Raw genomic sequence first — 13,225 nt, 5'->3', positions numbered from 1 at the left:
TGAGATATGGTAATCCAATTTAATGTACAAACAACTTGTGCATTTGTAAGTAGGCAAAAAATTTATAACTATGTCATTGCTAACAGAGCGAAGTAAAGCATAAAGACTAAGCAGACACGCTCTAAGAAAGTAAAGGTTGTAAATGTTTTATATTTTGTTACATAGTTTGGTTTACTTGTATCTACTTACTTTAACTTGTCAGATTATACGATAAATAATTTTGTATTAGAACTCAATAACTTTGCCAAAATAAGAGTTTATTCACCCTTTTAAATTTGTAAAGGTAGTGTTTAATTAAGGTAAATTCCCTATTCTCTGTTTACTGGCTCTTTGTAAATTAGCCAAAGCGCGATTGTAATTTAAAATAGCGGTGACTCGATTACCTTCAGATATAGTCAGGTCATTTTCAGCAGAAATTACCTCAGTTTGAGTACCAACACCTGCTTGAAACCTTAACCTTGCTATACTTAGAGCTTCCTTGGCTTGAGTTATAGCCACAGTCGAAGTTTGCACATTATCCAAATTGGACTGTAACTGCAAATAGTATTGTTCAACATCAAAGCGGATTTGATTACGCTGATTAGAAAATTGAGTTTCTGCGATCGCCATATTAGCTTTTGATTGAGCCGCACGCGCTCTTGCTACACCCCCATCAAACAGATTTAGACTGGCTTGAAGTCCTAGCGAATAGCCATCACTAATGCTAACACTGTCGTTATAACGGTCTAATAAATTGTAGTTGGCATTTACACTAATTTGTGGACCTAGTTGTGAAAGTGCCTGTCGTCGCTGTTGCTCACTAATATTACGTTGTGCCAAAAACTGTTGTAATTCTGGACGGTTTTGAAAAGCTTGAATAATAGTTTCTTCTAGTGGTTGTTGCCAAAGACCAGCTAATTCTACAGGATCTGCCGCAGTGATATTAATTGACTGTGGCAAACTTAACCGAGTTGCTAATTGACGACGAGCAATTTGTTGTTGTGAAATTGCATTAGTTAAATTTTGGACAGAATTTGCTAAAGTTACTTGAGCTTGCAAAACATCAAATTTTGTACCTACTCCGGCCAATTGTAGAGCTTGAGCATCTCGCAAACTAGCTTGGGAATTTTCTACAGATGATCGATTAATTCTGACTTGTTCATCTGCTTGTTGCAAATCATAATATTCAGTCGTGACATTTAACCGAATTTCTAATAATCGGTTTTCAACCTCTAATTCATCTATTCTTAATTGTTCCTCAGCCGCTCTAATACTAGCTTGTCGATTGCCAGATGTATAAAGATCATAATTAATTTGTGCTTGACCATTAAAAGAAGTGCTAGATGATGAAGATGAATTGTTAATAAACCCATCACCATTATTAGTAATGCGACCATTAACACCAATATTAGGAAATAAAGCTGCTTGAGCTTCTTTTAATGCAGAACGACTCCGTTCTAATTCTAATTTTACTACCTGTAATTCGTTATTATTCCGTTGTGCAATTTCTAAAGCTTGTGATAAGGTAATTGGCACATTTTCTTGAATTTTAACTTCCTCTGGACGGGTAGGAAATAGTAAAGGATTAGGATTGGGATTGAGGTTATAAATTGGCGGAGTTGCGGCAATCGCTAAAGTCGGCATCAGAGCGAAAGCTATTCCCAACCAGGTAGAATGCACTTTAAATAACATGATTTTTCCTAATTAACTAACAATTAAACCATCTTGAACTCGGATTATTCTTTGTGTTTGAGCAGCGATATCAGGTTCGTGAGTAACAATCACAATTGTGATTCCTTGCTGATTAAGTTCTGTGAGTAAATTCATTACCTCGTAGGAAGTTTCAGTATCTAAAGCTCCTGTGGGTTCATCTGCTAACACTAATGCTGGTTTGTTAACCAAAGCTCGTGCGATCGTAACTCGTTGTTGTTGACCCCCAGAGAGTTGACTAGGACGGTTAGCAATGCGATCGCTTAAACCAACCCTTTCTAAAGCTTCCAAAGCCCTAATCCGGCGTTTTGGCTTGGGTAAATTAGCGTAAACCATCGGTAACATCACATTTTCTAAAGCTGTTGAACGTGCTAAAAGGTTAAACTGTTGGAATACAAAACCTATTCTTTGATTGCGAATATACGCCAATTCATCATCATCATAAGTAGTCAGGTTTCTACCTTCAAAAATATAATTTCCTCCCGTGGGACGATCTAAACATCCTAAAATATTCATCAATGTAGATTTACCTGAGCCAGATGCACCCATTATGGAGACATATTCGCCTTCTTCAATTGATAGTTCAATTCCTTTAAGTATGGGAACATCAACTTCTCCTAAATGGTAGGTTTTAGTAATAGATTCCAGCCAAATCATCGTTGTCATATCATTGAGGAGTTAATTTTAAACGCAGAGGAGCGCAAAGGTTAGCGCAGAGGTACGCGGAGGTTTAATTTAATCGCTTCTTAGGGCATTTATGGGATCTAATTTAGCCGCATTTCTGGCGGGAATTACTCCAGCTACTAAGCCAACGCTCAGTGAAAGTGCGAAGCCGACGATAATTGATAAAAAAGAAATAATAAACGGAAATTTAAATATAGTTGCTGCTATAAAAGCAATGATAATGCCACTGCTAATACCAATGCTTCCTCCAGAAATGGAAATGACGATTGCTTCGGCTAGAAATTGATTGAGGATGGCTGAATTAGTCGCTCCAACTGCTTTTCTAATACCGATTTCTCGCGTTCTTTCTACAACAGAAACTAACATAATGTTGGCAATACCAATCCCGCCTACAACTAAAGAAATTCCAGCTATTGCTACTATCATTACTGTAAATAAACCCACAACACCAGTGAAAGTATCAACAATATCAGCTTGGTTGGTTAATCGGAAATCATCAGCTTGTGGTGGATAAATATTATGACGCAGACGTAAGAGATTGGTAACTTGAAATTGTGCAGCTTCCAACTGTTCTTGATTAGCAGATTTAACTAAAATTCCATTTACAGAAACGCCTACCAAAGCATTATTACCAACTAGTCGTTTGGACATACTAGTTAGAGGGATGAAAATTTGGTCATCTCGGTCTGTTCTTCCTTGAGAACCTTTCGGTTCCATCACTCCAATCACTTCATAAGCCTCTCCCTGAATGCGAATTTTTTCACCGATGATATTACTACTTTGAGTAAACAGTGTTTGTTGAACTGTCGGTCCAATAATGGCAAATTGGGCAGCATTATCTAGCTCTTCTTGAGTAAAATATCTCCCCTGTTGAGGGTGGGTATTTCTGACTTCTGGGTAGTTTAAATCTGTGCCGATAATTGTTGTGGATGTGTTCTGTCCTGCATAAACAACTTGTGCATTCTGTTGTAGATAAGCAGAGACAAGTTCAGCTGATGGTGCTTGTGTAGCGATCGCTTTGGCATCCTCCCAAGTTAAGGTACTACTAGAGCCTAATCCTTGTCTCACATTCCCACTTCTGGCTGCACCAGCAAAGATTTGTAGCACATCTGTACCCAAAGCTTGAATCTGTTGCTCAACTCCCTTTTGCACTCCCTGACCAATTGAAGTAATGGCAATAACTGAAGAAATGCCAATAATTACCCCCAACATCGTTAATCCTGTGCGTAATTTGTTACTCCACAGTGTCTCTACCGCCATTAAAAATATTTCCAGCAATGGAACGGTGCGGGTATTCTTCGCTTTATTTGCGTAATAAGCTTTAGCCATAATTACAAGTACCGAGTAGTGAGTGGTGAGTATAGGACTTACGCAAAAACCTCTTAAACTCTTATTCCTCTGCGGTATGCCTGACGGCACGCTGCGCGAACGATTTTCCTTTATCTGTGCGTAAGTACTGGAGTAGAAAAAGCATCTAGTAGTCTGTCAAGAACTAATCGACGGTTAAATAAATTTTCCTTCTTCCTTCTTCCTTCGCGCTCTTTGCGTCTTCGCGGTTCGTTCCTTTATCCGTCAAAATTTATTTGACAGACTACTAGTAAGAGTGGGGTGATTAGAGATTAATTACTCATTACTCCTAAGAACCACCGCGTCTGGAACGACCGCCACCACCACCACCGCCTCCTAGACCAGGAAAAACTCCTCCTCTTGGTGTTGATTGTGGTCGTGAACCTGAAGGGAAACTGAGCAATACTTTCTCGTCTCCTGTTAATCCAGATTTGATTTCCGTAAAATTATTTACTGTCACACCAGTTTTAATGCGAGTAAATACAGGTTTGCCGTCCGCGCCCGTTACATACACACCAGTTGACCTTTGTCGGCGTACTACCGAGGCTGTTGGTACTACTAAGACATCTTCCAATTTACCGACTTGAAAATCTGCTGACACGTTCATCCCAGACCGGAGTAATTTTTGAGGGTCTGAGAGTGAGACTCTAACTTCAAAACTGGTAACATTTTGCTCAACTATGGCTTGAGCAGCAATTTGACTGACTTTCCCTGTAAAGGTTTTTCCTGGGTAGGCATCTGCTTTAATTGTGACTTCTTGACCAATTTGGATTTTGGAAATATTGGTTTCGGCTAAATTGCAGACAACTTCATTGGTAGAAGCTAGAGACAAAATAGAGGAAGAAGTAGCAGAAGATACAGAACTACTGGCAGTTGTGGGAGTCACGAAAGCACCAGGATCAGCGTATTTTTTCGTCACCACACCCTCAAAGGGAGCGCGAATTATTGTGTCATTGATGTCGGATTGGACATTTTGGAGAGAGCCACGAGCCGACATCATCTGAGCGCGAGCTTGGTCAATATCTTCTGGACGTGTTCCTGCTTTTTGTAATGCCAGTGCTTGCTGTCTCTGTTGGACTACAGCCCGTGCTTGTTGAATATCTTCTGGACGTGATCCTGCTTTTTGTAAAGCTAGTGCTTGTTGGGCTTCATTTACTTGAGCTTGGGCGCTATCACGATCTGCTAATTTTTGGTTAACAGTTTGCAAAGAAATTCCGCCTGAATTGAAAAGTTGTTGATTCCGTCGAAAATCATCTTCAGCTTTACTGAAATTAGCCTGAGCGCTTTTTAAACGTGCCTGTGCTTGGGCAATATCTTGGGAACGATTACCTGCTTCTATTTTTCGTAAATTTGCTAGAGCTTCATCCAGTTGTGCCTGTGATTGAGCAATATCTTCAGGGCGATTACCTGCGATCAACTTTTGTAGATTCGCCTCAGCTTGGGCTATTTGCCCTTTAGCAGAGGTAAGTTGCCCTTGCAGGTTGGAATCATCCATGTAAGCTACAATCTGTCCTTGTTGGACTATATCGCCTTCTTTAACCAGCAGTTTTTTGAGGATACCTGAATTTTTAGGACTGAGGTTGATTGATCTCTCAGGCTTGACTGTGCCATTGGCAGCAACTGTGATGGATAAGCTTTGTCTTTGTACAGGCCGGGTAACAACACGACGTTGTGCTTGTTGACTAGGAATAACTATAAACTGGAAATAAGCTAGGTAGCTAACTCCACCCATCAAACCAAGGAAGATTAGCCAGGGTAGCCAATGATTTCTGCCTTTTGTTCTCTTGAGTTCGGGAAGTGATAAAGATGAATCTATAGGTTTTGATGGATCAGATGTATCAATTGTCATTTTTACTTTATGTATAAAAGAAACCGCTTTCTCGGAATTAAAAATTAAAAATTCATTAATTTCTAATACTTAACTTACGCCGTAGTGTAGTAGTTCTCATGGCTGGAACTCCATAGCCTACTAGGCTTTTAATGAGAAAATGTCCAGTTTATTAGACCTCTTGCTATTTTTTTGTGCGATGCCTACGGCGTGTCGAGCTATCGCCACCTTTACAGTTGAAAAACCGGATCTTAATGAAAGCAATTATCGAACAATTACTCGATATCTCCCATATGACCAAAGTCACTAAAAAAGTAATCAGTAACGAGTGGTGAGTGCTTGGCAAAAAGCAAAGCAATAATCCTTACTCAGCACACAATACTCACTACTCAGCACTGTGTTCGGTAAAATTTACCTTTCGTCCAGAGCAGATATCGTCTAAGCTATCTGAAAGATTCTTTGATTTGTGGTTTAGAGGCGGTAGTGTGCCAAAACACCTTCGTTTGATTTCTCTTCTAGTTGTCTGTAGTTTGTGGAATATGCCAAAAGCAGTCCACGCACAGGCATTAATACCTCATACGCTGCAACTTGATACAGCCAAGTTGGAGAAGCAGGGGTTGAGCTTGGCTCAAGAAGCTGCTCAATTAGCACAGTTTCAGCAAATTGATTTGGCTTTGCCACGAGCGCGGTTGGCTACTCAATTGCTTCCTGAAAATGATAAAGTCTGGTTGCTCTTGGGTGGTTTGCATTTGCAAATGAAAGAGTTTGATGCAGCGATCGCTGCTTTACAAAAAGCTCAAACCCTCAATCCCAAAAATGCTGATATTCTATTTGCTTTGGGTTCAGCTAACTTCCAGAAACAAAATTATCAGGCATCTATAGCCAATTACCAAATGGGGTTGACCTTAAAACCCAATGACCCAGAAGGTTTATTTGATTTGGGTAATGCTTATTATATGTTGGGTCGGTTGCCTGATGCGATCGCTCAATTTGATCAAGCTGTCTCCCAAGACAAAAAGTTCTGGCCAGCCATTAATAATATTGGCTTAATCAAATACGAACAAGGTGATGCTCAAGGTGCAATTAAACAATGGCAAGAGGCAGTTGCTATTGATAAGCAAGCCGCAGAACCTTTATTAGCACTTGCTGTGGCTTTATATACTAAAGGCGATACTCAACAAGGACTAGCAATGGGCGTAGCGGCACTCCGTATCGATCAGCGCTATGCTGATTTAGATTTTCTTAAGCAAAACCTTTGGGGTGAACGCCTACTGTCTGATACAAAAAATTTCCTAGAATTACCCAGCATTCAAGCAGGTCTAGGAATAGTGGAAGACTCCGCAGAGCCAACACAACAGCCGACAAAATAGGAAGTTTATTAATTGGTAATTGGTAATTGGTAATTAGTTGTACTATTACCCGTTACCCATTAATACTTGCCTAACTTTACCTATCTGTAGTACATATAAACTAAGGAAGAACAGAAGTAGTCCAAAATAGTTATATATTTAGGCTGCTGTCATCAGCCATTATTTATCAAGAATCTTGTGTAGGTAGAAGTGCCACAATCTGGTCAACAAATTGTTGATGGTCAACCACGGGTTTAGATATGTAGCCATCAGCACCACTTTGCTTGAGAAAGTTCTCACGATCACCTTCCATAGCGTGTGCTGTCACCAAAATAATAGGTAGGTTGGCTGTTTGCGGGTCAGATTTTAACATCTGTGTAATTTTGATACCATCAACAGACTTACCTTGGTAAACACTGCGAGAGAGTGAAACATCCATTAAAATCAGGTCAGCTTCTCCCGCTTGGGCAATTTTTATGACTTCTTCCACATTTTCTGTATGTTTCACACCCAATCCACCACGCTTGGTCAAAATTTTAGAAAAAACACGAGCGTTAATCAGATCATCTTCGACAATTAAAACAGTTTTCATGAGAATTTAAACTATAAGGGTGAAGGAGGATTAAAACAAATTTTGGATTTTGGATTTTGGATTTTGGATTGGGAACATGGATAGTTGTCTTGTTCCAACGCGATGAAATAAGACAACCTCTCCCAATTTGGTATAAGACCTAAGCAGCAGATAATGTCTGCTACCTTATTTAGTAATCAATGTGTATCCCCAATATCAAGGATAATACTACTGTTTTTTATCCTATGAGGATCAAGATTTTATTATGAATCTCATTTGATCCGTTATGCTGTGGTTTCTAAAGTGTTAAGTTCCAGCGACTTTTGTGTAGTTAAAATTCAGGGAAAAAGCTCATGGCAAAACAGTTAAACCTGCTCTCAACGGGACAGGTCATCACAACAGCCCTGCACACCGAGATGCAACGGTCTTACTTAGAATATGCCATGAGTGTGATAGTTGGGCGAGCGTTACCAGACGTGCGTGATGGCTTAAAACCAGTGCATCGACGGATTTTGTACGCCATGCATGAACTTGGGCTGACACCAGATAGACCTTATCGTAAATGCGCTCGTGTAGTTGGAGACGTATTGGGTAAGTACCATCCTCACGGTGATCAAGCAGTTTATGATGCTTTGGTAAGGCTAGTACAGGAATTTTCCAGCCGCTATCCCTTACTGGCGGGACATGGTAATTTTGGTAGCGTGGATAACGACCCACCAGCGGCAATGCGTTACACAGAAACGCGTCTGGCACCCATTGGCCATGAGGGAATGCTAACGGAAATTGGCGAAGAAACCGTGGAATTTAGCGGTAATTTTGATAATTCCCAGCAAGAACCAACTGTTTTACCTGCTCAGTTACCATTTTTACTACTTAATGGCTGTTCTGGTATTGCTGTAGGGATGGCGACAAATATTCCCCCGCACAATTTAGGGGAAATAGTCGATGGCTTAATTGCTTTAATTGATAACCCAGACTTAACGGATGAAAAGTTATTTGAGCTAATTCCGGGGCCTGACTTTCCTACAGGGGGAGAAATAGTTGCTAGTACGGGAATTCGGGAAGCATACACCACAGGAAAAGGTGGGATATTGTTGCGGGGTGTGGCTACCTTGGAGGAGATTCCGGCAACTAGAGGCAGCAAGCGGCGAACTGCAATTATTATTACTGAATTACCTTATCAGGTGAATAAGGCGGGTTGGATTGAAAAAGTAGCAGATTTGGTCAATCAAGGGCGCTTACTAGGAATTTCTGATTTGCGGGATGAGAGCGATCGCGAAGGGATGCGAGTAGTCATTGAACTCAAACGCGATACCAACCCTCAAGAAGTCCTCCAACACTTGTATCACCAAACCGCTTTACAAACTACCTTTGGCGCAATTCTTTTGGGCTTGGTAAATGGACAACCTCGACAGTTAAGTTTACGTCAACTGTTGCAGGAATTTTTGAATTTCCGAGAACATACTCTCAATCGTCGCTACAGTTATGAGTTAGGTAAAGCCGAAAATAGAGTGCAGATTGTCGCCGGTTTACTGAAAGCGTTGTCTCACCTCGATGATGTAATTGCAATTTTAAGGCAAGCTGCTGATGGTAGTACAGCCAAATTGAACCTTTGTAGCCGACTAGATTTAAGCGAGGTACAAGCGGATGCCATTTTGTCCATGCCATTACGCCGTCTCACTAGTTTAGAACAGCAAAATTTGCAGCAGGAATTTGACCAACTGAACGAGCAAATTACCTCATTGCGGAGATTGCTGGATGATAGACGGGAATTATTGAAAGCTTTGAAAAAGGATTTGCGAAGTCTCAAGCGCAAATATAGTGATTCTCGACGGACAAAAATTTTAGCGCCCAGCGAAACCCCAATCAAACCAGAAAAGGGAAAAACAGAAACACAGGACAATCCACAATCCACAATCCCAAATCCCAAATCGGAACAACCACCAGAACCAGCAGTTCTAGAATTTACCCAGCGTGGTTATGTGCGTCGCATTTCCCCGACTGGGAAAAAGCCAAAAGCGGAAAATGGTTTGCATGAGAACGACTTCATTATTCACACCGAGTCAACTGACACTGACAAAGATTTGTTGATCCTCAATAGTGGTGGTAAAGTCTACCCTGTGAAAGTGGGAGAAATTCCCGCTACAACTGGACGTTCTCCACGCGGAACACCACTGATTACCATGCTCACAAGTACGGCACAAGGTAATGTAGAAGCTGTTGTTAGTCGCTTTATACTGCCAGAAACACCAGCGACAACTGAGATGATTCTCCTCACCAAACAAGGGCGAATTAAGCGTCTGTCTCTGGAAGAATTCACCAACCTGACTCGGCGCGGAATTACGATTTTGAAGCTGAAAGATGATGATGAATTATCTTTTACCCAGTTCACCAGAACAGGAGATCATCTAATTTTAGCTAGTTCCGGTGGGCGCTTGTTGCGGTTTGCAGTTAATGATGAACAATTGCCTGTAATGGGACGTGCCGCAATGGGTTTACAAGCATTCCGGCTGTTGAAAAATCAGCAAATGGTGGGTTGTGTAACTGTCGCTAAAGATGACCAGTTATTGCTAGTTACTCAAGAAGGATATGCCAAACGAATGCCTGCAAGTAACTTAAGGGCTGCTAATCGTGGCGATTTAGGTATCCAAATGCTGAAATTTAACAACAAAACTGATAACCTAGCGGCTATGGTACGCGCTATCCCAGGTACAGAAGTAGCTCTGTTGACGAATAAAGAGCGCGTGGTGAGAATTCCTGTAGATACAGTGCCACTTTTAGATAGAGATGCTAAAGGTGAGAATATCTTGCAAATCAATCGTGATGAGAAAATTATCTCAGTCGTGGAAGTGCGAATGTGAGTCAAAAAACTAGGGACACAACATTGTGTCCCTAAAAAATCAAGTTTAAAAATAGTTGCTCCTCTGGCTTATTTGAAGAAATCTTCACCGGCGATACTTTCAGGTGTAGTACCTACAACTTTTCTAAAGGTCAAAGTGTAAGTTGTGTTGTCTTTGTCAAACTTTTCATATCTGAGTCCATCAAGCTTTCCTTGACCAATCAGATTTTGCCAGTCATTTCCGTTGATGCGGATAGTGGCAGATTGCCCACAGCAGTTGTATTTGACATCTTTTGTGATTGAGCCACTTGAAAAACCCAATGTAGCGCACGATTGTTCATAAAGACCAAGAGGTACGGTAGCCGAACCCTGGTTCATTGTTGTGATACATTCTTCGGCTAATGCTTGTTCTTGTCCTAGGGAGAAGAATAAAGACAGCATCATTAAGAAGGCAATGATCATCTTTTTCATTGGGCAAATCCTCATGAGTTGTAAATTTCATCTCCAGTCACAACAGGCTTTGAGAGATGCCTATTTGACTGCAAATATCTATCTATAGATATAGATGAAGAAGGTTTATTTATGAGTAGAGTGTAATAATTAATACATATTAACAAAGCAAATTAGGTGAAAACAAGATTATCCAGTCAACTTTTGAAGTAATTTACTTACATAAGATGGCTTAATAAAAACTACGTATATAACTCAATCACAATAAATATAAGTCAATAAATGTTGCATTGCTGAAAATATTTGTTATATTAGTTTACATAAGGCAATAAAGCTTAGTAAATCTATCTTGGAGTGCGAACCATGACTAACGCAACAAAAACTATTACTTCCGTACCAGAAGATCGCAACGGCTGGCGTTGGGGATTCACCCCACAAGCAGAAATTTGGAATGGTCGCTTGGCAATGATTGGCTTTTTAGCAGCTACTTTGATCGAAGTTGTTTCTGGTCAAGGCTTCCTGCACTTTTGGGGTATCCTGTAAGAACTAAGATACAAAATTTTTCATAAATAAAAAAACCTGGTAGCTAATCAAAACTACCAGGTTTTCTATTAGTTGGTTATTAGCCTTCAGTTATTAGGTATAGTTTTCAAGCTAATGATTAATAACTACCGAATATACTCCTTGAGAACACTGTTACGATTGGGATGGCGTAGCTTGCGGAGTGCCTTAGCCTCAATTTGACGAATCCTTTCACGGGTAACGTTGAAAATCTGGCCAATTTCTTCAAGGGTTTTCATCCGACCGTCATCTAAGCCATAGCGTAGTCTCAAAACATCTCTTTCGCGGGGGCTAAGGCTGTCGAGTACTTTTTCTAGGTCTTCGCGTAGCAGATTTTTAGAAACTTGGTCTTCTGGTGTTTCTCCGTCAGATTCAATAAAATCCCCTAATCGAGAATCTTCTTCTTTACCAATTGGTGTTTCTAAAGAAATTGGTAACTGGGCGGATTTCGCAATAAACCGCAGTTTCTCGATGGTCATTTCCATGCGAGTAGCAATTTCTTCTTCCGTGGGTTTGCGACCCATTTCTTGAGAGAGCAGTTTGGTAGTTTTCTTGATCCGTGATATGGTTTCGTAGAGATGAACCGGTAGACGGATAGTGCGAGATTGATCAGCGATCGCTCTGGTAATTGCCTGACGAATCCACCATGTAGCGTAGGTAGAAAACTTATAACCTTTTTCGTGGTCAAACTTCTCAGCAGCGCGAATCAAGCCCAGACTACCTTCCTGAATTAAATCTTGGAAGGATAAGCCACGATTCATGTATTTTTTGGCGATTGAAACCACCAGGCGCAAGTTTGATTGCACCATTTTATCTTTCGCCCTGCGTCCAACGTGTAGACGATAACGGAAGGTAGGTAATGGTAGTGCAACAGCTTCTGCCCATTCTTTAAATTCAGGTTCGCGTTCTAACTGTTCGTACAGTCGATCTCTTACCCGTTCTAATTCCAGTAGATCGGCAATTTTCCGTGCCAATTCAATTTCTTCATCCGCTCGCAACAGCCGAATTCGACCAATTTCTTGCAGATAAAGGCGAATTGAATCTTCGGTGTAATGCTTTTTCTTAGTTTGTGTCCGACGACGCGACTTAGCGGCTTTTCCAGACTTTGCGTCGTCCTCATCAGACTGAGGCTCTAAAAAATCATCAATTTCGCCGTCATCGGTAAGCAGTAAGTCCTCTTCATCCTCAATTAATAAGAGTTCTTCTTCGATCTCAGGCGGATTTATCATTTCTAGGTCAGGCTGATAAATGCTGTCGAGTACGTTGTTAGCCTGGTTCATGCCGCGTTCCTCATGCTCCTTGCAGAATCAATTACTCAAGATGTGTTTACTGCTCTTTTAATCGAGCTAATTTAGTTACCGAAAATAGCCTTTTGGCTAATTGCCTATTTTCGGCAGTATTGCCCCTCTATGAGGCAGAGTTTTTTACTTTAGTGGCAAATATCACTTTTATGTGATTTGCATTTAGGAAAGTAAATTTCGTCGCTGTCGCCGTCGTACACAACTTCTGATTGACTGGGTTAAAACCAGAAGTACTTTAAGCTAAAATTTGCCATTTTAGACCAATGAGTATGATCGCTGGCAGATTTACCTGTAAAGACTGTTCCGATTGTAGCCTGTTTCACAGAAATTGCACTCTTTTTGTGTGTTAATCGCCAACTCATTCAGAAAGGTGAAGCCACTTTTATCAAAAAGACATTAAAAACGGTAGTCACACCATTAAATCTTGTCGAAAACTTTTTGGTTTTGCAGTGGCATTCTCATTAAATTAAAAGGTAGGCACACTTGCTTCTAAAAGCTTCTAGATATTAGGTACAACAATAATTCTCTGGCAACAGGACATTGAATACTAACTTGAAAGTCAGCAGGATTAATGCACCCGTGTTTACATTTCCTGGAGCCAGCAGT

The 13,225-nt window shown here is 40.6% G+C and carries 10 protein-coding genes; 3 read left to right on the top strand and 7 right to left on the bottom strand.

Annotated features, from left to right (window positions below; genetic code table 11):
* Nucleotides 1-294 precede the first annotated feature (294 nt).
* From ANA7108_RS0107490 to ANA7108_RS0107475, 4 genes are all read right to left on the bottom strand, one after another.
* Nucleotides 295-1,671, bottom strand: a complete 1,377-nt coding sequence (locus ANA7108_RS0107490) for a TolC family protein (RefSeq protein ID WP_016950157.1) — start codon at nt 1,669-1,671, stop codon at nt 295-297.
* A 12-nt stretch (nt 1,672-1,683) separates the two neighbouring features.
* Complete coding sequence (locus ANA7108_RS0107485) at nt 1,684-2,355, bottom strand: ABC transporter ATP-binding protein (protein WP_026104041.1); 672 nt, start codon at nt 2,353-2,355, stop codon at nt 1,684-1,686.
* 69 nt (nt 2,356-2,424) lie between these two features.
* Nucleotides 2,425-3,702, bottom strand: a complete 1,278-nt coding sequence (locus tag ANA7108_RS0107480) for an ABC transporter permease (protein ID WP_016950155.1) — start codon at nt 3,700-3,702, stop codon at nt 2,425-2,427.
* Nucleotides 3,703-4,009: 307 nt separating this feature from the next.
* Nucleotides 4,010-5,569, bottom strand: a complete 1,560-nt coding sequence (locus ANA7108_RS0107475; RefSeq protein ID WP_016950154.1) for an efflux RND transporter periplasmic adaptor subunit — start codon at nt 5,567-5,569, stop codon at nt 4,010-4,012.
* 464 nt (nt 5,570-6,033) lie between these two features.
* Between ANA7108_RS0107475 and ANA7108_RS0107470 the strand changes: the two genes are divergently transcribed.
* The gene (locus ANA7108_RS0107470; RefSeq protein WP_026104040.1) at nt 6,034-6,918 is read left to right on the top strand and encodes a tetratricopeptide repeat protein; all 885 of its coding nucleotides are present in this window, start codon (nt 6,034-6,036) and stop codon (nt 6,916-6,918) included.
* A gap of 166 nt (nt 6,919-7,084) precedes the next feature.
* On the opposite strand, the gene ANA7108_RS0107465 is transcribed toward ANA7108_RS0107470, so the two are convergent.
* On the bottom strand, nt 7,085-7,489 hold the full coding sequence (locus ANA7108_RS0107465) for a response regulator (RefSeq protein WP_016950152.1): 405 nt from the start codon (nt 7,487-7,489) through the stop codon (nt 7,085-7,087).
* A gap of 332 nt (nt 7,490-7,821) precedes the next feature.
* Between ANA7108_RS0107465 and gyrA the strand changes: the two genes are divergently transcribed.
* The gene (gene gyrA / locus ANA7108_RS0107460; protein WP_016950151.1) at nt 7,822-10,329 is read left to right on the top strand and encodes a DNA gyrase subunit A; all 2,508 of its coding nucleotides are present in this window, start codon (nt 7,822-7,824) and stop codon (nt 10,327-10,329) included.
* Nucleotides 10,330-10,397: 68 nt separating this feature from the next.
* Here the strand turns inward: gyrA and ANA7108_RS0107455 are convergent, their stop codons facing one another.
* Nucleotides 10,398-10,769 (bottom strand): hypothetical protein, encoded by a 372-nt coding sequence (locus ANA7108_RS0107455; protein ID WP_237741497.1) that lies wholly within the window; start codon nt 10,767-10,769, stop codon nt 10,398-10,400.
* A 351-nt stretch (nt 10,770-11,120) separates the two neighbouring features.
* Here ANA7108_RS0107455 and ANA7108_RS0107450 point away from each other — a divergent pair, with 351 nt between their 5' ends.
* Nucleotides 11,121-11,300 (top strand): chlorophyll a/b-binding protein, encoded by a 180-nt coding sequence (locus tag ANA7108_RS0107450; protein ID WP_016950149.1) that lies wholly within the window; start codon nt 11,121-11,123, stop codon nt 11,298-11,300.
* A 125-nt stretch (nt 11,301-11,425) separates the two neighbouring features.
* Here the strand turns inward: ANA7108_RS0107450 and rpoD are convergent, their stop codons facing one another.
* A complete protein-coding gene (gene rpoD / locus ANA7108_RS0107445) occupies nt 11,426-12,598 on the bottom strand; it encodes an RNA polymerase sigma factor RpoD (RefSeq protein WP_016950148.1) in 1,173 nt (390 codons plus the stop codon).
* Nucleotides 12,599-13,225: the final 627 nt, after the last annotated feature.

It is taken from the genome of Anabaena sp. PCC 7108 (genome assembly GCF_000332135.1).
In the GTDB taxonomy this organism is placed as follows: Bacteria; Cyanobacteriota; Cyanobacteriia; order Cyanobacteriales; family Nostocaceae; genus Anabaena.
The sequence above is the reverse complement of the archived record's forward strand: the minus strand, read 5'-3'. Positions and strand labels throughout refer to the sequence as shown.